Source organism: Gracilibacillus sp. Marseille-QA3620 (assembly GCF_054950035.1).
On the sequence record NZ_CM143102.1, the window covers coordinates 636,127 to 658,524 of the forward strand.

A 22,398-nucleotide genomic window follows, 5' to 3' on the forward strand; every position below is an offset into this window, starting at 1 on the left:
ATGCTTCATGGACAAAATCAGTAAGTGGCACGAGTTTTCGGAGTCCTTCCATATACATGATGAAACAAAAGGAGCCAAGGTAGTTCTTGAATGGTCCTTTCAACATTTTCATGAGGATAAAATCATTTATGCTTCCAGCTTTGGTGCAGAAGCGATTGTTTTAATTGACATAATCAGCCAGGTTAAGCCAGATGCATCGATTGTCTTTTTAGATACAGGGCTGCATTTTCCAGAAACCTATGAGGTTATTGACAAAATTGAAAAGAGATTTAAAGCCTTAAAGATTGAAAGAAAGCTCCCTGAACTGACGCTTGATGAGCAGAGGGAGCAGCACGGGTCGGCGCTTTGGAAAAGAGAACCGAATAAATGCTGTGAAATTCGCAAGGTTATCCCGTTAAGGAAAGCGCTGACGCCGATGGATGCGTGGATTTCTGGATTGAGGAGGGATCAATCTCCAACTAGGGCGAATACCGATTTCTTTAATGAGGACAAAAAATTTCAAAATATTAAGATTTGTCCGTTGATTCACTGGACATGGGAGGAAGTATGGACCTATATCCACGATAGGGATCTTCCATATAATCGCTTGCATGATGAAGGCTACCCAAGTATCGGCTGCTTCCCATGCACACAAGCAGTAGCAGCCGGCGGAGACAGCCGGGCAGGCCGCTGGAGCGGAATGGGAAAAACAGAATGCGGTCTGCACACGGATTGAGGAGGACGAAAGCATGCTGATCATTATTGCCGTGGCAGTAGGATTGTTCTTTGCCATGAATATCGGTGCGAGCGGAGCTGCGGCGTCTATGGGGATTTCCTACGGTTCCGGTGTCATCAAAAATCCCCTCATTGCCTTATGTTTATGTGGGATTGCAGTCTTTCTCGGTGCGTGGCTTGGCGGAGGTGAAGTCGTCAAGACATTGGGGAATGGCATCGTCCCAAAAGAAACGTTCACAATTTCGATTGCACTCATTGTACTTGCGTCAGCAGCAATGTCTCTGTTCCTGGCTAATATTCTGTCTATCCCGCTATCAACGAGTGAAGTGACAGTCGGTTCCATTGTCGGAGCGGGAATCGCCTATCAAAGTCTCTATGTTGCTCAGTTTGCATGGATCTTCATGTTTTGGATTCTGACACCGCTAGTGGCTTTTACGATTGCTGTATTGGCAGGAAAGTTCTTGAAATGGCCATTTATCAGCAAGTGGGTCCGCTCAAAGAAAGCAAAGCCTATACTAGCCGTGCTAGTGGTCATAATGGGTGTATTTGAGGCCTTTTCGGCTGGGATGAATAATGTGGCCAATGCAGTAGGACCACTTGTCGGGGCAGATATTCTAACCACGCAATCAGGAATCTTCTGGGGAGGTTTATTTGTCGCCATAGGTGCTGTCCTGCTAGGCAGGGGCGTACTTGAAACAAATGGGAAGAAAATCACGGAATTGAGGATTGAGGAAGGCTGCATTATTTCTGGAACAGGGGCAGGACTTGTTATGGCAGCTTCGATCTTCGGTATTCCTGTTCCACTCGTGCAAATTACGACGTCATCCATTATTGGCATCGGCTTTGCCAAGCAAGGAAAGGCCGTATTGAAGAAGGATATCGTTATAAAGCTGTTCGCTGTCTGGATTGTATCACCGGTGCTATCCATGGTACTTTGCTTCACACTGATTCAATTACTGATTGAGCAAAATATGTATCCAATTGTCGTGATGGCAGGATTATTAATCTCTGTTTTTGGTGTGAAATATTTAATGAAGAAGAAGCCTGAAGAAACAGGAGAAGTATGGCTGACAAAACAGAACTAAATGAAAGAGGGATGATAAGGATGTCTTTGCCAAAACCACATGGAGGAACTCTAATCTCCGCTTATGAACCGAATTACGATGTGACCACTATTGAAAAAACACTTCAACTGGATGCTGTCGCATACAGCGACCTGGAGCTGATTGGCATTGGGCTTTTCAGTCCTTTGACAGGCTTCTTGGGCAAGGCTGATTATGAGTCTGTTGTGGAATCAATGAGACTCTCAAACGGCACAGTTTGGTCTGTGCCTGTGACACTGCCGGTTGGAGAAAGGGAGGCACAAAGCCTTGATTCAGGTGTGCAGGTCAAGCTTCAGTATGAAGGAGAAACGGTCGGTGTCGTCACTGTGTCTGACGTGTATGAGCCGGACTTGTCTAAAGAGGCCAGGGAGGTTTACAAGACAGAGGAAGAGGCACATCCTGGCGTGAAGCGGCTCAATGAGCGCGGGAATTATTACGTGGGCGGCGAGATTATCCTCATCAAAAAATCCGATAAAGGTGTATCGGAGGATGTATGGTATGAGCCAGCAGAAACACGTGCCTTGTTTGAGGAGAAAGGCTGGAAGACGGTCGTTGGGTTCCAGACGAGAAATCCTGTCCACCGTGCCCATGAATACATCCAAAAGGCAGCGCTAGAAACAGTGGACGGCTTGTTCTTGAATCCGCTTGTCGGCGAAACAAAGGCAGATGATATTCCGGCGGATGTTCGCTTGAAAAGCTACCGCGTGCTTTTGGACCATTATTATCCGAAAGAGCGAGTGCAGCTCGGTGTATATCCGGCCGCGATGAGATATGCCGGGCCGCGTGAGGCAATTTTCCATGCTATTGCCCGCAAGAACTTTGGATGCACTCATTTCATTGTTGGGCGCGACCATGCCGGCGTCGGCGATTATTATGGGACCTATGATGCCCAATATATCTTCAGCGAGTTTACGGAGGAAGAGCTTGGAATTAAGCCCCTCTTCTTCGAGCATAGCTTTTATTGCCAGAAATGCGAGGGGATGGCCTCTGATAAAACGTGCCCGCACCAAAGGGAAGACCGGGTAATTCTTTCAGGAACGAAAGTGAGGGAGCTTTTGCGAAACGGAGAGTTACCTCCGTCAACCTTCAGTCGCAAGGAAGTAGTTGAGGTGCTAATTGAAGGATTGAAAGAAAAAGAACAGGTGTGAGGAGGGGTAGGTAATGGAGAAGGCTACGAATATTACCTGGCATGAAGCTGCTATAACAAAGGGTGAGCGGCGTGCGCAAAATGGGCATGGGAGCTGTGTTCTTTGGTTCACAGGTTTGTCAGGCTCAGGAAAATCAACAATCGCTAATGCATTTTCGAGCTATTTATATGAACAGGGGATAAGTGAATACGTGCTTGATGGCGATAATATCCGCCATGGGCTGAATAAGGATCTTGGTTTCTCGGATGAGGACCGTACAGAAAATATCCGTCGCATTGGAGAGGTTGCGAAGCTATTTGTTGATAGCGGAACGATTGTGACGACAGCCTTCATCTCTCCGTTTCGTTCAGACCGTAATCAAGTCCGTGCTCTTTTCGAGGAAGGGGAGTTTATTGAAGTATTCGTGAACTGTCCGCTGGATGAATGTGAACGACGTGATCCTAAGCAGTTATACCAGAAGGCGCGCAGAGGAGAAATAAAGGACTTCACTGGGATTGACTCCCCTTATGAGTCTCCAAACGCACCGGAAATAACGATTGTATCTCATAAAGTGACAATAGAAGAAGCAGTGAAGGAAATCGCTGATTACTTAGTTTCAAAGAATATTATTTAAGGGGGCTGTCTCATGGCTTACGATAAGTTTTGGGCAACGAATGAGAAACTGAATAAAACGGAAGTGGCGAAGCTTGATAAGGATGGCCTTCGCATCTTGGATGATATTCCGGCCTATGCCGAGAACGGCTTTGCCTCCATTCCAAAGGACCAATGGGATCTGTTTAAATGGGCAGGGCTATACTTGCAGCGCCCGAAGGAAGACGGCTATTTCATGATGCGCGTGAACGTGCCATCCGGGATTCTAGCAAAAGAGCAAGTAGAGGCGCTCGCCGGCATTGCCAGAGACTACGGTCGAGGTGTATTCGACATCACGACACGTCAGGCTGTTCAATTCCACTGGCTTGAGATTGGGCAGATTCCTGACATTTTCAATCGTCTTGAAGCAGTTGGCCTTTCAAGTGTCGGCGCCTGCGGGGATATTACGAGGAATATCGTCGGCAACCCAATTGCAGGCATTGATCCGAATGAGCTCTTTGATACATCGGGGATTGTAAAGGAGGTCTTCGATTTCTTCCAAAATAATGAGGATTTCTCGAATTTGCCTCGGAAATATAAAATGTCTATCAGCACAAATTTGCATAATGCATCAAATGCCGAGATCAATTGCATTTCCTTCACGCCTGCCGTTAAGGTCCTAGATGGAAAAGAAAAGCAAGGATTCCATTTGAAGATTGGGGGCGGCTTATCTGCTCGTCCATTTCTCGCGCAAACGCTTGATGTCTTCATTGAGCCTGAACGTACATTAGAAGTAGCGATAGCTGTGACGACTATCTTCCGGGATTACGGCTATCGGGAAAAACGTCATTTAGCCCGTCTGAAATTCTTGATGGCTGATTGGGGACCAGAGAAATTTCTTGCAAAGCTACAAGAATATACTGGTCCGCTGCCAACGAGGGGAGAGGAGCCTGTTGGAGAATGGAATGCCGGATACTTTTATGGCGTACATGACCAAAGGCAGGAAGGATTAAAGTTCTTAGGCTTTAACGTACCAGTCGGACGCCTTGATGCGGATGAAGTATTTGAGCTTGCTAGAATTTCAGATAAATATGGTAATGGAGAAATCAGGACATGTAATTCTCAGAACTTAATCATACCGAACGTACAGGCAGAAAATGTGGATGCTTTATTGGCAGAGCCCATCTTTAAGAGAATCACGATTAAACCGAATTCATTTATCGGCCATGCGGTTTCCTGCACAGGTATTGAATATTGCAATCTCGCATTAGTAGAGACGAAAGAGCGGATGCGTTCTATCGCTTTGGAGCTTGATGAGCAAATCCAATTGGATGTGCCTGTGCGCATGCATATGGTTGGCTGCCCGAACTCTTGCGGTCAGCGCCAGATTGCTGATATCGGGCTGCAAGGGATGAAGGTGAGAAATGCCAATAAAGAGATGGTTGAGGCCTATGAGATCTATGTAGGCGGGACACTGAATGCCGGCGGGGAGTTCAATGAGAAGCTGAAAGGGAAAATTCCGGCAGAGGACTTATCAGGGGTTCTCTTGAAGCTATTAACCTATTTCAAGGAAGAGAAGCATACGGGTGAATCCTTCTATGACTTTAAACACCGTGTTGGATTAACGGCTATTCAAGAGGCACTTGATTCTATCTTAGGACTTGGATCACATGGCGTTTCTGTATAGATTTGAAGTTTGCTTAGAGGAGAAGGATGTCATAGCTGTCATTACGGCAGCTAATGATGAGGAGGCTTTTCAGCACTTGGATGTCGAGCTTGAGAAATTCTATTTACAGCTGCCGAAGATTGTAGACGTGACATTAAGAGAAAAAAAGCGGATTGGCAAAAATGCCGGTTTCATACTTGATGAAGATGAGAGAGGGTGGTAAGGATGGCTGGTAAAGTATACTTAGTCGGAGCGGGACCGGGTGACCCGGATTTAATTACGGTGAAAGGGCTGCGCTGTCTGGAGCAAGCGGATGTCATTCTTTACGACCGTCTTGTGAACACTGAGCTTCTTGCCTATGCAAGGAAGGATGCCCAGCTTGTGTACTGCGGGAAATTGCCGCATTACCACACAATGAAGCAGGAGACTATTAATCATTTCTTGGTGAAGTATGCAAAGCGGGGATTGACTGTAGTTAGGCTGAAGGGGGGAGACCCCTTCGTATTCGGCCGCGGCGGCGAGGAGGCAGAGGAGTGCGTGAAGCATGATGTGCCGTTTGAGATTGTTCCCGGTATAACGTCTGGTATTGCAGCCTCTGCTTATGCGGGCATTCCTGTGACCCACCGAACACTTAGCAAGAGCTTTGCCTTTGTAACCGGCCATCAGGCTGGTGACGCGGCGGCAGAGCATCAATGGGGTCATCTAGCCAATGCAGTAGATACGATTTGTGTATACATGGGTGTCTCTCATTTACCAACCATTCTTCGCAATTTGATTCAAGCGGGTAAACCGGCTGATACGCCCATTGCGCTTGTGCACTGGGGAACCTGTTCAGAGCAGCGTACAGTCACTGGTACATTGGCAACAATTGAGAATGAAATCAAGCGGGCTAATATTGCCAATCCAAGCATGATTATTATTGGGGAAGTCGTCCGGCTTCATCATCGCTTGAACTGGTTTAAGGAAGAAATTGAACCGCATTTGCCGGTAGTCCACGGTTAAAGGGGATAGGAGGGACAGTGTGAGAGCAATATTATATGTCGGCCATGGCACAAGATCGAAAAAAGGAGCCGATGAAGCGAAGCAATTCCTAGAACAGGTTATCAACGAGGTACAGTGTGAGATACAGGAGGTCAGCTTTCTTGAACTGACGGAGCCATTCATTGCGGAAGGGTTCAATCGATGTGTAGAAAGAGGGGCGACGTCAATCTGCGTTGTCCCTGTTTTTCTCCTTTCCGCGGGCCATATCAAGAAGGACATTCCAGAGGCACTGGAGCCGCTATTGCAAAGGTTTCCGGATATTCCTGTGGAGATGGCTGACCCATTTGGAGTGCGAGAAGATCTTTTAGATGCAATGGTTGAGCTTATTAAGGAGGCGGCACCTGATGCAGGCAGAGAGGATTCTGTTCTTATTGTCGGCAGAGGAAGCAGTGATCCGGCCATTTTAAGGGATTTTTCAAATATTGTCACAGGAGTGAGGGAAAGGATAGCGTTTGAACGGGTGGAATCCTGTTATTTGGCGGCAGCGTCCCCAACCTTTCAGGAGGGAATCGAGATTATTTGCAAATCAGCTTCAGGCAGGGTTATTGTCGTGCCATATTTGTTGTTTGAAGGGCTTTTATTGGCAGAGGTGCGCCGAGAGGTACGGAAAAGAGCGGGTAATGGGGAAGACATCCTTTTAACAAGTCCGCTAGGAAAGCATCAGTCGGTAATTGATATCATCAAGAATAGAACTGGAGCTGCAGGAGGAATATTATGCAACCATTAATCATTGATTTGGCAGGGAAGAAGGTAGTCATAGCAGGAGGGGGAAGGATAGCGGCACGGAAAGCAAAGGTACTCTCCGAAGAACAGGCACTGATTACCTTCATCGCTCCGGAGATTTCAGAGGAGGTCCGTGCACATGCCAAAGAGCGGAAGTATGAAGTGATTGAACGTGCAGCTCTTCCAAGTGATTTCCGCGGGGCGATGCTCGTTATTCTTGCAACGAACAGCAGAGAAGTTAATGGATCTCTAGCAAGAATATTGCCAGCTAATCAACTGGTGTGCGTGGTCGATGAGTCAGGAGAAGGCAATGTGACCTTTCCAGCAACGGTCCGCCGCGGGCATTTGCAGATTGCGGTCACATCCAATGGGGCCAGCCCTAAATTAACACGCAAGCTGAAAAAGGAGCTGGAGCAGCAATTTGATGATTCATGGATTAGTTATACAGCTTGGCTGTATGAAATGAGAGAGAAGATTAAGCAGCTTGATTATCCAGATGCCCAAAAGCAAGAGATTCTCTGGAGAATTTTAGAGGATGAATATAGGGAGCTGAAGAATCGGAGCGATATTTTGGTGGATAGAGTTTAAGTGGTATATCACATGGATATATCACTTTTTTTATGACTTATTCGTCATTTAAATTAGTTTACCAAGTCAAATAGAGGGAGGACTTCACCTAATGCTGCAGGATAGGTGGAACAGCTTTTATGGCATGGAAAAAGAAATTTAGAGAATACTAATGATTGGTGCGTTATTTTTTTTCTGGAGGGAGATTGATGTGAGATGGCTGTATATAAAAGTTTCTATTATTTTTATCCTTTTATGTCCCTTGAACATGGTCCATGCCTATGGAGAATCAGCCGATAGTCAAGCGGATGAATTAGTATTAGCCTTGACAAGGGAGCCAAGACTTGGCTTTGACCCAATAGCTGGTCTTGAAGCGGGAGGGACCGGTTTTATACATAGCACACTTTTATCCCTAAACGGCAAAATGGAAATCTCTTGTGATCTGGCGGAGGAATACCAGATGAGTGAGGATAAGTTAATATGGGAGTTTAAGCTTCGGGATGATGCCTATTTTACCGATGGGCAGAAAGTTACGGCCTATGATGTAGCCTTCACGTATCAGCTAGCTAAGGACAGGGGAGAGATTAAAGGTCTGGAAGGGTTTGAGCAAGCGCAGGTAATTGATGATTACACAGTGCAGTTTCTGTTTAAAAAGCCTATGTCCTCCTTTGTTTATACAGCTGCCTCTATTGGCATTGTTTCAAGCGAAAGCTATGGAGATGAATCTAATAGTGAGCCAATTGGATCGGGACCTTATCAGCTTATAAAGTGGGAGAAGGGAAAAGCGGCAGTATTTGTCCGCAATGATAACTATTATGGTCATACACCCTTTTTTCGGCGAATTCAGGTGCTCTTTGTACGAGAGGATGAGGCTTATGCCATGGCTAAGGATGGCAGGGCTGATTTAGTGCAATCGACTGGGGCGTATGCGGAAGACAAGATTAACGGGATGGAAACGCTCCTAGTGGAAGGAGCAGATAATCGAGGGATTTCGCTCGTAACGGTGCCAGAGGGAGCTTCCTTGAATGGCGCAGCTGCCGGCAATAATGTTACGGTGGACCCGTCCATACGAAAAGCCATACAGGCTGGAGTAGACCGGGAGAGAATGGTAGAAAAGGTGCTGAATGGCTTTGGTCGTGAAACATGGAGTGCAGCACTTGGTCTTCCGTGGGGTCAGCCGGCAGAGGGGGAACGAAACAAGAATAAGGCTGATGAGATCTTGAGGATAGGGGGCTGGGTCGATTCAGATGATGACGGGCTAATCGAGAAAAAGGGAAGAAAGGCAAACTTCACGCTATCCTATCCTTTTGATGATCCCATATACAAAGCGATGGCGCTCGAATTAAAGGAGCAATTAGCCGAAATGGGAATTATGATTTCTATAAAAGAATGCACGTGGCCGGAAATGAAGCAATATAGGCAGACAGGCGCTTCCTTGTTAAAATCTGAAGCATACAATCCATTTGATCTTTATTATTTATATCACTCGAATAATCGCGGGATTGGATATGGGAACCCGAGTCTTTATGCATCGGAGAGAGTAGATTCAGCAATTGAAACAGCCTTTTGGAGTGGAGATTTTGCTGATTGGCAAAAGGCAGAGGAGTTGGCGCTAGAGGATGTACCGGTTGTCTGGCTTGTCAATATTCCTCAAGTGTATTTTGTAAAAAAGGGATTGCGATTAGGAAAAAATTATGCGCCTTCTGTCTCTCCTCTTTCCATACTGAATGGAGCGGAGGATTGGTGTCTGGAATAGAGAATAAATGGATGAAATGAAAGGAAAGCCGCTTTGATTGACGAATCAAAGCGGCTTCTTTTCTATCGTTCAGCATGCGGGGACAATGACTTATTATTTGTCTTTGATTGAATGGGAGCTGATTCATCCGCCCGTTTTGGCTTCTTGATGAAGAAGGCAAGCGCGAGTGCTAGGATGGCGATGAAGAAGGCAACAAAGAAAGCATCATTAATGCCGTTCAATGTGGCTTGTATGCCAATTTCTGCTTTCATATTGGCCAGGGTCTGTGCATCCGGTTGTTCGGTAAGATTTTGCATGGCTTTTGCGGTCAATTCCTCGGAATGCTGCTTTGCTCTAGAGGACATGACGGATACAAGAAGAGCGGAGCCAATAGCAGCCGATACTTGATTCAGCGTGTTGTTAATGGCTGTCCCATGTGGGTTCAGCCTTGCAGGCAGTGAATTCATTCCGTTTGTGACAACAGGCATCATAACCATCGACATACCGAGCATGCGAACAGAATACAAGACAATTAACGAAGAATACTCAGTATCAATCGACAGATTATAGAAGAAGTAGGTGGTAGCTACCGTAATCGATAAACCGATGATGGCTAACAGCCGGCCGCCGAATTTATCGAACAGCTTGCCGGTGATTGGCGACATAATTCCCATGATAATGGCTCCCGGCAGCATCAATAGGCCCGAATGAAACGGAGATATGCCTCGCAGGGTCTGCAGGTATATAGGCATGAGAATCATGGCTGAAAACATCGCCATATTGATGACAATCGCAATGGCCGATGACAAAGCAAACATCGGATATTTGTATACACGGAAATCAAGCATAGGTTTATCAATCAAAGCTTGACGTACGACAAGGATAATCAGTCCGATGACACCCGCAATGATTGTGCCGTAAACCATAGGTGAATCCCATCCTTTATCACCTGCTGAGCTAAATCCGTACAATAATCCTCCAAAACCAATGGAGGAGAGCAGGACAGATAACTGGTCCAAATGGGTTTCCATTGATTTCTTTTTATCTTTCAGCTTAAAGAAAGCGAGCAGGATGACAAGGAGGGCAATTGGGATAATCATATAAAACAAATACCGCCATTCATAATGCTCAATAATCCAGCCTGATAGGGTTGGTCCAATGGCTGGGGCGAATATCATGACAAGTCCCATCACTCCCATGGCGCTGCCGCGTTTTTCGATTGGGAAGCTTGAAAGCAGCACATTCATCAAAAGAGGCATCATGATTGCAGACCCGGAAGCTTGAATCATTCTTCCGGTGAGCAAAACGGCAAAAGTTGGTGATAGCGCGCTTGTAATGGTGCCGATAGTAAAGAGAAGCATGGCTGCCAGGAATAATTGACGGACAGAAAATTTTTGGATCAAGTAAGCTGTCGTTGGAATGAGTACACCGTTAACAAGCATATATCCGGTTGCCAGCCATTGAATAGTCGTTGCCTTTACGTCAAAATCAGCCATCATCGACGGTAGTGCGACATTCAATAATGTTGAGTTCAAAATGGAGACGAAGGCACCGGCTAAAATGATTCCAATAATTAAGAAATTCGGGCGGACGTTCTCTGCGGAGGATGCGTTCATATATCTAACTCCTTTTCATTTTGACTATGTGTTCATTTTTTATACTCGTATTCCATGAACCACATAATACTACCTTTTACAGGAAATGGCAATGAAAAAACACAGAATATATTCATTTGTTATCTTGGATGGAATGGTCTAATATACTCACTAAGAAGAAATTTATTAAAAGAATGGGTTGAGGCTTGATTTGAATGAACGAAAAAGACAGGTAATCACTCACGCAAAGCGATTATTTCTAGAAAAGGGCTATCGGAATACATCCATTCAAGACATTTTGGAGGACAGCAATATATCACGCGGTACCTTTTATAATTATTTCCCGAGCAAGGTGGATCTCTTTAAGGCGGTGTATGATTCCTTTCTTGAGGAGCATCATGCACGCCGGGACGAATTGCTTTTTGGCCATGACCTCGGCGATATGGAGATATTCATCGGGCAATTGAAGCTACATATCACATCCTCCTTTCACAACCGCTTCTTCCTCTTGATTGATGATGTCATGAGCTCAAATGAACAAGATGTGAAGGACTTTATTAAACAAACGAGATGGCTGTATATCAATTGGCTGCGTAATCGTCTGGCAGATGTCTTCGGGGACGACAAAAAACCGTATTTGCTAGACTGTGCCATTATCCTTGGTTCACTGCTTCAGCATTATATGTGGTTCTATGTTACGGCAAAGGGAGAAGAACGGATTGATGAGGTTATTCGATATTGTGTAAGAGCTGTGGAAGTCATCCTCGAGGATGTCAGTGAGAAAGACCGTCAAATGCTTGAGCCTGAAGTGCTGGATTCCTTTATCCCAGCCGGGCCTAAAGGAAGCAGAGACCTTCGCTATGAGTTCCTCCAGAAGATGAATCAGCTAAAGCGGACAATCGGCCATGATTTAAAAGAGCATGAGCGGAGCGGCTATGTCCAAATGCTCGATTTCATTCAGGATGAGATGATGCACCAGCGTCATCCCCGGCCTGTATTGGTTAAAACCATCCTTGATTCCTTAAGCAGAGAGAGGTATTTTCAGCGCTTGGATGTGTTTGATCGTTTTAAAGAACTAGTGGGTATATGGCTGGAAAACGTAACGGAGTAAGGGCCTGTCTATGTACAGCCCTTTTTTTGATGCGTGATGAGTTGGAGAGCCATCGACGTTATCTGATAAAATGGATATATAGTAGATAAGGGAGTGAGGATGATGAAGGAGATGCAGTCGCTTTCAATGGAGAAACTGCTCGAGGAAATTCGCTATGACCAGGGAAGATATCCGAGGGAAGCGTTAGATGAATTAATCAAGCGCCGGGAAGAATCCATTCCAGAGCTGTTAAAAATCGTTGAATTGGTCTCGGTTTCACCAGGCTTATTTACAGATACGCCTAGTCGCTTTGATCATATCTATGCTGTGTTGCTGTTAAGCCAGTTTCAAGCTGCGGATGCCTTTGCCCCATACTTACGTACATTGCAATTACCAGATGATACCGCCTTTGCTTTATATGGGGATTTGCTGACAAACTGCGGCGGACGAATCCTTGCCAATCTATACAGCGGTTTAGCTGTCATGGAGAGTGATTTAGTATCCTTCCCTGAACTTGATGCCATCTTCGATTTAATTGACGATACTTCATTGGATGAACTTATTCGAGGTGTCGGCTTCCAAGCCATTACGGCATTAGTGAGACAGAAAAAGATATCGAGAGAATTGATTCAATACTATTATCATGATCTTCTGCAGGGAGATTTGGATGATGAATCCGGCATTCTCTATACCCTGCTGATTGACTCCTGTATGGAGCTTGATTTCAGGGAGCTGAGTGATGACATCATGAGTGTTTTTGAAGAGAAAAGGGCAGATGGCTCCATGATTGCTCCGGATGATGTGGAGGCCCATTTTAATGACGGAACAATACTTGATAAGGAAGATCAATACAAGCCGATTACCAATGTTCATGAGGAGCTGGATGGATGGTATGAATGGGGGCGTTGATTCTAAGCAGACGAAGCCCGCTCCAAGCTAGACTGGAGCGGGCTTGTTTGCCAAATTGGCTGTTACATTTCGAGCTCAACCGCCTGCTCGAGTGCTTCTTTAGGAACGGTGATTGAGTCGATTGTATTGTAGTCTGAATAAGTGGTGTCAATAGCCTGTTTAAGGGTGACCTTTTGTCCTTCTGCCTTCATGTTGATATTCATAACGATATTCATTTGGCTTGGGAGATAGGTCTCTTTATCGACAAATATTTCATATTCAATTCCGTTAATCTCTAAGTCTTGTACATCCGGCATTTCAACTGCTCCAGAGGAAAGCTCCTTTTGGACAAGTGAATTGAACTTCTCATCATCAGCATCAAGTGTGAGGATGAATTCCTTATCATTTTGCTTAAAAGTAAAATCATTAATATAGGATTGAAGCTCACTTAATGTTTGGGTTTGATCCAATCCGGATTGTGCCTCCATCTGGGCCATTAATTGTTCGTGGCCTTCACTGTATTTCATCCAAACCTTTTGGGCGGGATCGTACATGTAGAAGCCCTCTTCTGTGATGTACTGCTCGGTCGAAATCGATTCGCCGTCAATGGTCATCTCTATCTTTTGCTCTAGACCGATAGGCTTTTGGACGAATTTGGAGTGAATGGTGGAGTGTGTTGGAACCGGCTCATTATCACCCTCGATGATTTCCTGCTCCATTTCCATATCCATGACAAAGCTGTTGATATCCTCGGAAGCTTCCATCATTTTATCGTACACTTCCTTAATCGTAAGCTCTGATTCGTTGCTGCCGTTTTTGTTCGTTTGTTTGCTCTCACTCTCGTTAACAGGCTCTGCTGTTTCACTGCATGCGACGAGCAGGACCATGGAGAGTATGGAAACAGACAAGGCGGACAAGATACGTTTCATCAAATTGCTTCCTCCCTTTGTTGTTTGAGGAGGCTGGCCAGCCCCCTATCTGCAAGCTTTCTTAATGAAGCACCGCAAAAACACAGCCAATTAATCACTATGTCATTTGAAACTCCATTATGTAAGGACAGCAGATTTATTTTATGTAAGAAGCATACCACAAACATTTTAAAGATTGTAAAAATATGAGAAAATTGAGAGAACTTTTTGGAAAAGGAGTCGATTGAGATGCTTCGTAAGCCAAAGAAATTACGGGCAGGCGATCGTATTGTGACAGTGAGTCTCTCATCTGGAATGGCCGGTGAATCAGAGTTTCTTGCCCGCTATCAGCGTGGAATCAACAGGGTGGAAAAGCTATTTGGTCTTAACGTATCAGAGCTGCCTCATACTTTAAAGGGGGAGGTATATGTCTATCAGCATCCTGAGGAACGGGCAAGAGATCTGAATCATGCATTCCGTGATGAGTCTGTGAAGGGAATCTTCTCATGTATTGGCGGAGAGGACAGCATTCGAATGATTCCCTATGTGGATTATGAAGCAATCCGCCAAAATCCAAAAATCTTTCTTGGTTACTCGGATTCGACTATTACGCATTTAATCTGTTATAAAGCTGGGGTCATGAGCTATTACGGTCCGTCTATTCTAGCGGAATTCGCAGAAAACGGCGCTCTTTTTCCGTACACGGAGAAGTGGGTGAGGAAGGTGCTCTTCTCAGATGAGCCAATTGGAGAAGTAGAGCCTCCGGCAGAATGGACGAGCGAATTCATCCCTTGGGAAGGGAGTGAAGAGCGGCCGAGAAGAATGCAGCCAAGCGGGGATTATGAAGTACTGCAAGGCGCGGGGATTAGGAATGGCCGTTTGCTAGGCGGCTGTATGGAAGTGCTTGAAATGGCGAAGGGAACGGAAGTATGGCCAGACAAGGCAGAGTGGGATGGGAAACTCATCTTTTTTGAGACGTCGGAAGAGAAAACGGTCCCTGGTATGCTGCGAAGATGGCTTCGGAATTACGGCGTGCAGGGCATCCTGGAAAATGCAGCAGGGCTGCTGTTTGCCAAGCCGTATGATGAACAATATTATGAAGAATATAAGGAAGTAATTCTTGAGGTCGTCCGCGATGAGCTAGGATTAAGCGATCTTCCAATATTTTATAATATGAGCTTTGGACATACTGCTCCGATGGCTGTCATGCCTTATGGAGCAATGGCAGAAATTGATTGTGAACAAAAATCGTTTCGCATAGTAGAATCAGGCGTAAGCTAACAAATAATGATTACCGATGATGGAGATTAATTTTAGATGATTGTTGTGATAGATAATTATGATTCGTTTACGTATAACTTAGTAGAATACTTAAGGCAGCTTGGCAAAGAAATGACGATTCTCAAAAATGATGAATGTACAATCTGGGATATTGAGAGACTCAAACCAAGCGGAATCTTACTCTCGCCAGGACCCGGCAATCCAGATCAGGCTGGCATCTGTCTTGATGTACTTGAGGCATTTTGCGGAAAGGTGCCGATTCTTGGTGTTTGTCTCGGACATCAGCTCATTGGCCAATTCTTTGGCGGTGAAGTGGTAAAGGCAAAAAGACCGATGCATGGAAAGGTTTCACAAATTAGCCATGATGGGAAGTCTGTCTTCCGCGGATTGCCAAACCGAGTTTCTGTGGCGAGGTATCATTCATTGATTGTCTGCCCTCATACGCTGCCAGATTGTCTTGAGGTAACGGCCTTAAGTCCTGAAGGGGAAATAATGGGCCTTCGTCATAAAGCATACCAGGTTGAAGGTGTGCAGTTCCATCCAGAGGCCATTTTGACGGAGTATGGCTTAGATATGATCAATCAATTTTTCGAGGAGAACAAATCATGCTGATATTCGATTTCGCGGGGACTGACAACATAATAAAGAGACAGGTATTTGATCAGCCGGTTGAGGTCCTTTCAACGGACTTGCTCGAGGAGGTTCCAGTGATTTTGGAGAAGGTGCAGGCTGCCGTTGACAACGGGTATTATGCAGCGGGGTATGTATCGTATGAAGCTGCGCCTGCTTTTGATGCAGCTCTTGCTTCAGTGCCGTCTGAGATGCCGCTCGTTTGGTTCGGGCTCTATGAACAAGCAGGCGAAGAAGTGCCAGCAGCTGATGGAGAATATACGGTATCGGAATGGACTCCTTCTATTAAGCGGGAAAAATATGCAGAGGCGATTTCTGCGATAAAAGGCCGAATCGAAAATGGTGATACGTATCAGGTGAATTATACGATACGGTTGAATGCCTCCTTCAAGGGAGATTCGCTCAAATTTTATCATGATTTAGCTGCTGCCCAGTCGGCACGTTATTCTGCTTATTTGGAGACGGATGACTATACCGTGATATCGGCGTCGCCTGAGTTATTCTTTCAGATGAAGGACCGCCATATTACAGCTCGCCCAATGAAGGGAACGGTCAAGCGCGGAACGACATGGGAGGATGACAAAGGAAAGGCGGAGTGGCTTGCAGCCTCTGAAAAGAATCAGGCAGAGAATGTGATGATTGTAGATTTATTACGAAATGATTTGAGCAAGATTGCGAAGAAAGGCACCGTGAAGGTTCCACAATTATTTGATATCGAGAAATACCCGACTGTCTATCAAATGACCTCAACTGTAACAGCCGAGGTCGAGGATTCCGCGGGGCTTTCTGATATTTTTCAGGCCTTATTCCCATGCGGCTCTATTACTGGTGCTCCAAAGGTGAAGACGATGGAAATTATCTCTGAGCTTGAGGAAAAGCCACGTGAGGTCTATTGTGGTGCCATCGGGTATTTATCACCAAACGGAGAGACTGTCTTCAATGTCCCGATTCGTACAGTCGTCGTCCATAACCCTACCGGCCGGGCAGAATATGGTGTTGGCGGGGGAATAACCTGGGATTCCGAGGCAGGAGATGAATATGAGGAAACGGTCGCGAAGGCTGCCGTTTTGCGGAAGAAGGCTGTCCAATTTGATCTCCTTGAATCCATTGCTCTTGAGAATGGCTGCTTTTATTTGCTTGACGAGCATATGAATCGCATGCAAAAATCTGCTGATTACTTTGGCTTTCCATTCTCCGTGGAGACAGCTCGCCAATCCTTAGCTGAGGTAGCTGAGGCTCATCGGGAGGGGCTTTATAAGGTACGCTTGCTATCTAGTCGGAGCGGTCTTTTTAAATGGGATGCGGTTCCAATCGAACCGGTGAAAGGAAGGCAGAAGGCAGCCTTAGCTAAGGAGCCAGTATTAAGCGGGAATCCTTTCCTTTATCATAAGACAACGAATCGGACCGTATATGAAGAACGGAAAGATGTGAGTTCCACTGTCTTTGATGTACTTCTATGGAATGAAAAAGGGGAATTGACTGAGTTTACAAATGGAAATATGGTTGTTGAAATGGATGGCTGTTTGTACACGCCGCCTGTTAGCTGCGGTCTGCTTGGCGGGACCTTCCGCGAACGGCTGTTAACGGAAGGAGCAATCGAGGAGAAAGTCCTCCGTATCGAAGATTTACAGGTATGCTCGAAGGTATGGCTAATCAATAGTGTGCGTAAATGGATTGAGGTGGAATTTACACCTGAGAATGATTGAAGCGTGAAACAGGCTGGAGTAATCAATATGATGTTGCTCCGCCTGTTTTTTGCTTATATTACATATAAATCAGTTAGAAAGAATGAAGGGGATTACCGGATAAATGTGGTAATATTTAACGAAAGAGGATTTGGTTCGAACAATCAAAGAATGAAACAAGGAAGGTGGACAAAATGAAGTTATCCTTAACAGATTCTGAGAAACAAAAGCTGCGCACTTCTCGGATCAAGGTGGCAGAGATTGCTCATACGACACCGCAGGCGTTAAGTGAGATACTCGGCTGCGAGCAAGCAAGAGCAGAAAGACTTATCGCGCTTGCTCAGTTTCAGCAAATTCCATCGATTGGGCCCCGTGCTGCCAAAATGATGGTTCAGCATCTAGGTTTTTATTCTTTAGAGGAAGTAAAGGATGAGGAACCGGCTCAATTGCTTGATTTATTCGAAAGCAGAATCGGCCACCGAGTGGACCCTTGTGTAGAAGACCAAATCAGGTGTATTGTCCACCACGCGAATGAACCTGCCAGCCGGCGTGAATGGCCGGATTTCACAAAGGAACGGAAAACATACCGTGATTCACGCGGGTATCCAAAAGATAGGCCAAAAGCGCGAGAATGAGAACAGAGGAGGGATAGGCGTGAAACGGTGGATGATGTTAAGCTGTCTGGTTCTGCTTGTTTTTGCAGGCTGCTCAGATACCGAGACAAACCCTGCTGATGGGAATCAGTCCTCTGACGAATCAGCCCTGCCGTATGGAATAGAGACGGTTGCCGAAGAGCTGAATGTACCTTGGGAAGTAGCGTTTGCCGGAGAGGGGAATCTTTTCTTTACGGAGAGGCCGGGTAATCTGCGGATGATTCGGGATGGAGAACTGGTTGAAGAGCCTTTGCTATCTTTCCCAGCCCCTTTTATCAGTGAGGGAGAGGGAGGATTACTCGGACTGGCCCTCGATCCGGATTTCGCCGCTAATCAATACTTATATATTTATCATAGCTATGAGAAGGATGGCGACATCTTGAATCGGGTATTGAGAGTAATCGTTCATAAGGATAAGGCGGAGATAGATAAGGTTATCCTTGATGGGATTGTCGGTGACACAAACCATAATGGCGGAAGACTGAAGATTGGGCCAGATGGGCTGCTCTATATCACAGCAGGGGATCGGTATGAGCCAGAGTTAGCCCAGGAGGAAACAAGCCTGGGCGGCAAGATCCTTCGCATACATCTGGACGGAAGTATTCCCGAGGATAATCCATTTGAGGATTCACCGGTTTACAGCTATGGCCACCGAAACCCGCAAGGTCTGGCCTGGCATCCAGAGACTGGCCAGCTATACAGCTCTGAGCATGGACAGACAGCCCATGATGAGATTAATCTTATTCATAAAGGCAAAAATTACGGTTGGCCTGTTATTGAAGGGGATGAAACGAAAGAGGGAATGATTTCTCCGCTTCTTCATAGCGGTGAAGAAACCTGGGCCCCTTCAGGGATGGCTTTCATCACAGAGGGAGAATGGAAGAATCAGCTCCTTGTGGCCAATTTACGAGGAAATCAAATCTTGAAGGTGGAATTAAGTGAAGATGGCAGCAAGGTCGTAAAGACAGATACCTTGTTTAAGGGGAAATACGGCCGTATTCGAAATGTAGCGGAAGCACCAGATGGTTCAATCTATTTTCTCACAAATAATCATGACGGGCGCGGTGTACCGCAGGGCGGCGATGACAAAATCATCCGTTTGATCTCAAAATAGAAAAAGACTAGCAGGGGAGCGGGAGAGAGGCTCCCTTTTCTAATGCGTGAAATTGTTCCATTAATCTAAATTATATTAAAATAATATTAAGAGATTAATGGAGGTGGGGAAGATGCATCGATATGTTCGGGTTTTGTTAGGCTGTATCCTGGCTTTTGTATCTGTTGGGGCATTGGCAGGAGGAATAGGATTAATGGTGAATGGATTAGATATGCCTGAGGAATATTTGGAGCGTATTCCATTCGTGAGCAGTTGGTTTATTCCTGGGCTGCTATTATTTATCTTCAATGGCATAGGCAGCGGATGGGCAGCTTATTGGTGTTTTACTCATAGGGGAAAACAGGCAGCCGCAGCCGGACTCTTGTTTGGGATAGTGCTGACCGTGTGGATTATAGTTCAAGTTATTCTCATTGGTTTTGTCAGTCCATTGCAGCCTATCTATGGTGTCATTGGTCTAATTGAGATTTTCTTAGCATCAAGTCTCTATAAATGAGTAAGGAGCTAAAACCGATGTGATGATTGCGCTCGTTAATTTGCCCGATGATTTTATGGAATGTATTCATCTGTTCAATTATTGACAATGCGTTACCGAAGATTTTGCTTCCGGAAATGGACCCACTCTTTAAAGATTTATTTATGACCTATTAGAGAAATTGCACAATATTTAGGGTTGGTTTGTCATAATTATTTTTAGCGGCAGATGAAAAGGAGGGATGACGTATGAAGGTAATTGAAATAGAAAATCTGACAAAGAAATACGGAAGGAATACTGCCATTGAGAATGTGAGCTTTCAGGTCGAGGATGGAGAGATTTTCGGGTTTATCGGTCCAAACGGAGCTGGTAAAAGCACGACGATTCGCACCCTGCTCTCTATCATTTACCCGACAAGCGGGAAAGCAAAAATATTTGGGAAGGATTCTATCCGACATGCAGCAGAAATCAAGCAGGATATCGGCTATTTGCCTTCTGAAGTGTTTTATTACGAGAAGATGAAAGTAAAGGATTTATTGGCCTATTCGGCGAGCTTTTACCGGAAGGATTGCCGCAAGAGAATCAAGGAGCTTGCGGAGATTATGCAGCTAGACTTATCAAAGAGAATCGGTGACCTTTCCTTTGGGAACAGAAAGAAGGCAGGGATTATTCAAGCTCTACTGCATGAACCGAAGCTCATCATTTTGGATGAACCGACTGGCGGTTTGGATCCCTTAATGCAGCAAACGTTTTTTCAATTGCTCAAAGAAGAGAATCGGAAAGGGGCGACCATTCTATTATCGTCCCATATATTAAGCGAGGTGGAGCGGCTGTGCAGCCGAGTGGCAATCATTAAAGAAGGCAAGATTGCAGCCGTTGAGCAAATTAAGGAGCTCCAGGAGAAAAAGCATAAGATTATCCGGATTGAATTCAATCAGCCTATTGACGAAAACATGCTGATGATTGCGGGTGTCAATCAATTAACAATAGACGGGAAAACGGCAAACTTCTTGTATAAGGGGGATATCAATTCGTTGATCAAAGTCCTATCAGCATGCGATTTACGCAATATATGGATTGATGAGCCAGATCTTGAGGAAATCTTTCTTCACTATTACCAAAAGGGGAGTGAGAAATCATGAACCTATTTCGGCATGAGCTGTACATGATGAGAAATGGATTGGTTATATGGATTCTGGGCTTACTTGCCTTTTCCACCCTTTTCTTATCCTTTTTTCCGTCATTCTATGATGAGGCGGAGGATTTCAGAAACGTTCTTCAAAGCTATCCGGAGGAAATGCTGCGGGCACTTGATGTGGATATGTCGATGATTACCTCTTATGAAGGCTATTATGCGTATATCTTTATGTTCATTCTGCTTGGCTTCTCCATCCAAGCCATGAATATCGGCATTGGTCTCCTAAATAAAGAAATTAATGGAGGAACGGCTGAATTTCTTCTCAGCAAACCAATTGGACGAAAGATGATTCTGTCCTCTAAGGTTCTGGCAGCCTTGATCTGCCTGCTTGGGACGAATATGGTCTATACAGCAGTGGTCTATTTGATATCTCCATTGCTGGCCGTACAGAAGCCGGATACTGAAGTTCTTCTCTTGTTCTCAGGTGCAGCCCTATGGCTTCAGGTTTTCTTTCTGACATTAGGCCTGCTTTTTTCTATCTTTGCACAAGGCATTAAGTCGCCGGTCATTGTTTCTGTCAGTGTGGTGTTCAGCTTTTATGTACTCAACATGCTCACTTCTCTCACTGAAGTAAAGGGGATGCGGTATGTAACGCCATTTCAATACTTTGATATGGGATTTATCGTCAAGCATACAACCTATGAGTGGAAGTATATAGGGCTGTTAGCCATCCTGATCTGCTGCGCAGTGTGCCTAGTATACCGGACATTTTCCAAGAAGGATATTAAGGTGGCTTAAGGGAGGCGGAAGTCCATGAATATCATTGGCAGAGAATTAAAGTCCAGCATAAGAGGTTTGTTGTTTTGGGGACTTGGCATTATTTTTGTTGTGGCGGATGGAATGATTGAATATAAAGGTTTCCAAAACAGCGGAAATGCAATCGGTTCATTGCTTGATGCGATGCCGGAGTCTGTGCAGATTATCTTTGGTATGGATCATTTAGACATAGGTAATGTCCTTGGCTACTATCTAGTTCTCTTTAACTATCTTCTGATTCTTTGTGCGGTGCATGCCATTATGCTTGGTTCTTCTTTAATTGCGAAGGAGGAACGGGATAAGACAGCGGAATTTTTGCTCGCTAAACCAATCTCTAGAAATAAGATTGTGTTGTATAAGCTGGCAGCTGGAGTTATTCAATTACTGATGATTAATTTAATCGTTTTCGGGGCATCCATTATTGGTATCGTCTCTTATGAAGAGGGGCATACTGGCAGTTTAGTGATGGTGATGCTTGGTTTGTTGATTGTTCAGTCCATTTTCATGGCTGCTGGTTCAGCAATTGCGGCTGTTTGCCGCAACCCAAAGCTCTCAATAGGTCTATCGGCAGGGGTACTGCTAATTCTCTACATGGCTTCCATCCTGATGTCGTTATACGAGAAGCTTAAGTTTCTCCGATATGTAACACCATTTGAATATATAAATACCCATAATCTGATTGAGGGAGAGGGCTTCGCTAGCAGCTTGACAGGTGTCGCATGTACAGTTCTGGCTGTACTTCTGGCCATAACTTTCCGAGAATATAGGAGAAGAGATATGAAGCTGTAGCCAATCTTGAATTCCGTTTGTAATAAAATGGATGGTGAATAACGCCTAGAAAAATAGGTCAAAAGTCTGTAT

23 protein-coding genes are annotated in these 22,398 nt (G+C 45.1%); 21 read left to right on the forward strand and 2 right to left on the reverse strand.

The window, feature by feature from the left end:
- The first annotated feature begins 7 nt into the window (after positions 1 to 7).
- The 10 genes from ACY8DX_RS03170 to ACY8DX_RS03215 all read left to right on the forward strand — a co-directional run bounded on the left by ACY8DX_RS03170 (position 8) and on the right by ACY8DX_RS03215 (position 9,288).
- A complete protein-coding gene (locus ACY8DX_RS03170; protein ID WP_049672148.1) occupies positions 8 to 715 on the forward strand; it encodes a phosphoadenylyl-sulfate reductase in 708 nt (235 codons plus the stop codon).
- A 13-nt stretch (positions 716 to 728) separates the two neighbouring features.
- Complete coding sequence (locus ACY8DX_RS03175; RefSeq protein WP_439802699.1) at positions 729 to 1,799, forward strand: sulfate permease; 1,071 nt, start codon at positions 729 to 731, stop codon at positions 1,797 to 1,799.
- A 20-nt stretch (positions 1,800 to 1,819) separates the two neighbouring features.
- Complete coding sequence (sat, locus tag ACY8DX_RS03180; protein ID WP_462406189.1) at positions 1,820 to 2,965, forward strand: sulfate adenylyltransferase; 1,146 nt, start codon at positions 1,820 to 1,822, stop codon at positions 2,963 to 2,965.
- A 13-nt stretch (positions 2,966 to 2,978) separates the two neighbouring features.
- A complete protein-coding gene (gene cysC, locus ACY8DX_RS03185) occupies positions 2,979 to 3,578 on the forward strand; it encodes an adenylyl-sulfate kinase (RefSeq protein ID WP_462406190.1) in 600 nt (199 codons plus the stop codon).
- A 12-nt stretch (positions 3,579 to 3,590) separates the two neighbouring features.
- Complete coding sequence (locus ACY8DX_RS03190) at positions 3,591 to 5,222, forward strand: nitrite/sulfite reductase (RefSeq protein WP_462406191.1); 1,632 nt, start codon at positions 3,591 to 3,593, stop codon at positions 5,220 to 5,222.
- Positions 5,206 to 5,424, forward strand: a complete 219-nt coding sequence (locus ACY8DX_RS03195; RefSeq protein WP_462406192.1) for a DUF3906 family protein — start codon at positions 5,206 to 5,208, stop codon at positions 5,422 to 5,424. Before ACY8DX_RS03190 ends, ACY8DX_RS03195 begins: the two co-directional genes overlap by 17 nt.
- Before the next feature lie 2 nt (positions 5,425 to 5,426).
- Positions 5,427 to 6,203, forward strand: coding sequence for a uroporphyrinogen-III C-methyltransferase (gene cobA / locus ACY8DX_RS03200; protein WP_462406193.1), 777 nt, complete (start codon positions 5,427 to 5,429; stop codon positions 6,201 to 6,203).
- 19 nt (positions 6,204 to 6,222) lie between these two features.
- The gene (locus tag ACY8DX_RS03205; RefSeq protein ID WP_462406194.1) at positions 6,223 to 6,969 is read left to right on the forward strand and encodes a sirohydrochlorin chelatase; all 747 of its coding nucleotides are present in this window, start codon (positions 6,223 to 6,225) and stop codon (positions 6,967 to 6,969) included.
- On the forward strand, positions 6,957 to 7,553 hold the full coding sequence (locus tag ACY8DX_RS03210) for a precorrin-2 dehydrogenase/sirohydrochlorin ferrochelatase family protein (RefSeq protein ID WP_462406195.1): 597 nt from the start codon (positions 6,957 to 6,959) through the stop codon (positions 7,551 to 7,553). The genes ACY8DX_RS03205 and ACY8DX_RS03210 overlap by 13 nt, the downstream gene beginning before the upstream one ends.
- Positions 7,554 to 7,800: 247 nt before the next feature.
- Complete coding sequence (locus tag ACY8DX_RS03215; protein ID WP_462406196.1) at positions 7,801 to 9,288, forward strand: ABC transporter substrate-binding protein; 1,488 nt, start codon at positions 7,801 to 7,803, stop codon at positions 9,286 to 9,288.
- Positions 9,289 to 9,350: 62 nt separating this feature from the next.
- Here ACY8DX_RS03215 and ACY8DX_RS03220 read toward each other — a convergent pair whose 3' ends face one another.
- On the reverse strand, positions 9,351 to 10,883 hold the full coding sequence (locus ACY8DX_RS03220) for a DHA2 family efflux MFS transporter permease subunit (protein ID WP_462406197.1): 1,533 nt from the start codon (positions 10,881 to 10,883) through the stop codon (positions 9,351 to 9,353).
- A gap of 190 nt (positions 10,884 to 11,073) precedes the next feature.
- Between ACY8DX_RS03220 and ACY8DX_RS03225 the strand changes: the two genes are divergently transcribed.
- Together ACY8DX_RS03225 and ACY8DX_RS03230 are read left to right on the forward strand one after the other, a co-directional pair.
- The gene (locus ACY8DX_RS03225; RefSeq protein ID WP_462406198.1) at positions 11,074 to 11,973 is read left to right on the forward strand and encodes a TetR/AcrR family transcriptional regulator; all 900 of its coding nucleotides are present in this window, start codon (positions 11,074 to 11,076) and stop codon (positions 11,971 to 11,973) included.
- A 99-nt stretch (positions 11,974 to 12,072) separates the two neighbouring features.
- Positions 12,073 to 12,861, forward strand: coding sequence for a DUF1186 domain-containing protein (locus ACY8DX_RS03230; RefSeq protein ID WP_462406199.1), 789 nt, complete (start codon positions 12,073 to 12,075; stop codon positions 12,859 to 12,861).
- A 62-nt stretch (positions 12,862 to 12,923) separates the two neighbouring features.
- Here the strand turns inward: ACY8DX_RS03230 and ACY8DX_RS03235 are convergent, their stop codons facing one another.
- Positions 12,924 to 13,769: a DUF6612 family protein gene (locus tag ACY8DX_RS03235; protein ID WP_462406886.1), complete on the reverse strand. Its 846-nt coding sequence runs from the start codon at positions 13,767 to 13,769 to the stop codon at positions 12,924 to 12,926.
- Positions 13,770 to 13,997: 228 nt separating this feature from the next.
- Here ACY8DX_RS03235 and ACY8DX_RS03240 point away from each other — a divergent pair, with 228 nt between their 5' ends.
- From ACY8DX_RS03240 to ACY8DX_RS03280, 9 genes are all read left to right on the forward strand, one after another.
- On the forward strand, positions 13,998 to 15,029 hold the full coding sequence (locus ACY8DX_RS03240; protein WP_462406200.1) for a S66 family peptidase: 1,032 nt from the start codon (positions 13,998 to 14,000) through the stop codon (positions 15,027 to 15,029).
- A gap of 36 nt (positions 15,030 to 15,065) precedes the next feature.
- Positions 15,066 to 15,641, forward strand: coding sequence for an anthranilate synthase component II (locus ACY8DX_RS03245; protein WP_462406201.1), 576 nt, complete (start codon positions 15,066 to 15,068; stop codon positions 15,639 to 15,641).
- Positions 15,635 to 17,365: an aminodeoxychorismate synthase component I gene (gene pabB / locus ACY8DX_RS03250; protein WP_462406202.1), complete on the forward strand. Its 1,731-nt coding sequence runs from the start codon at positions 15,635 to 15,637 to the stop codon at positions 17,363 to 17,365. The genes ACY8DX_RS03245 and pabB overlap by 7 nt, the downstream gene beginning before the upstream one ends.
- 173 nt (positions 17,366 to 17,538) lie before the next feature.
- The gene (locus ACY8DX_RS03255) at positions 17,539 to 17,979 is read left to right on the forward strand and encodes a helix-hairpin-helix domain-containing protein (RefSeq protein WP_439803282.1); all 441 of its coding nucleotides are present in this window, start codon (positions 17,539 to 17,541) and stop codon (positions 17,977 to 17,979) included.
- Between the two features lie 34 nt (positions 17,980 to 18,013).
- On the forward strand, positions 18,014 to 19,111 hold the full coding sequence (locus ACY8DX_RS03260; RefSeq protein WP_439803289.1) for a PQQ-dependent sugar dehydrogenase: 1,098 nt from the start codon (positions 18,014 to 18,016) through the stop codon (positions 19,109 to 19,111).
- Positions 19,112 to 19,223: 112 nt separating this feature from the next.
- Positions 19,224 to 19,604, forward strand: coding sequence for a hypothetical protein (locus ACY8DX_RS03265; protein WP_049672131.1), 381 nt, complete (start codon positions 19,224 to 19,226; stop codon positions 19,602 to 19,604).
- Between the two features lie 227 nt (positions 19,605 to 19,831).
- Positions 19,832 to 20,725, forward strand: a complete 894-nt coding sequence (locus ACY8DX_RS03270; protein WP_049672130.1) for an ABC transporter ATP-binding protein — start codon at positions 19,832 to 19,834, stop codon at positions 20,723 to 20,725.
- Entirely contained in the window at positions 20,722 to 21,519 is a 798-nt protein-coding gene (locus tag ACY8DX_RS03275; RefSeq protein ID WP_439803281.1) for an ABC transporter permease subunit, read from the forward strand. Before ACY8DX_RS03270 ends, ACY8DX_RS03275 begins: the two co-directional genes overlap by 4 nt.
- A 15-nt stretch (positions 21,520 to 21,534) precedes the next feature.
- A complete protein-coding gene (locus ACY8DX_RS03280; RefSeq protein WP_439803280.1) occupies positions 21,535 to 22,326 on the forward strand; it encodes an ABC transporter permease subunit in 792 nt (263 codons plus the stop codon).
- Positions 22,327 to 22,398 lie beyond the last annotated feature (72 nt).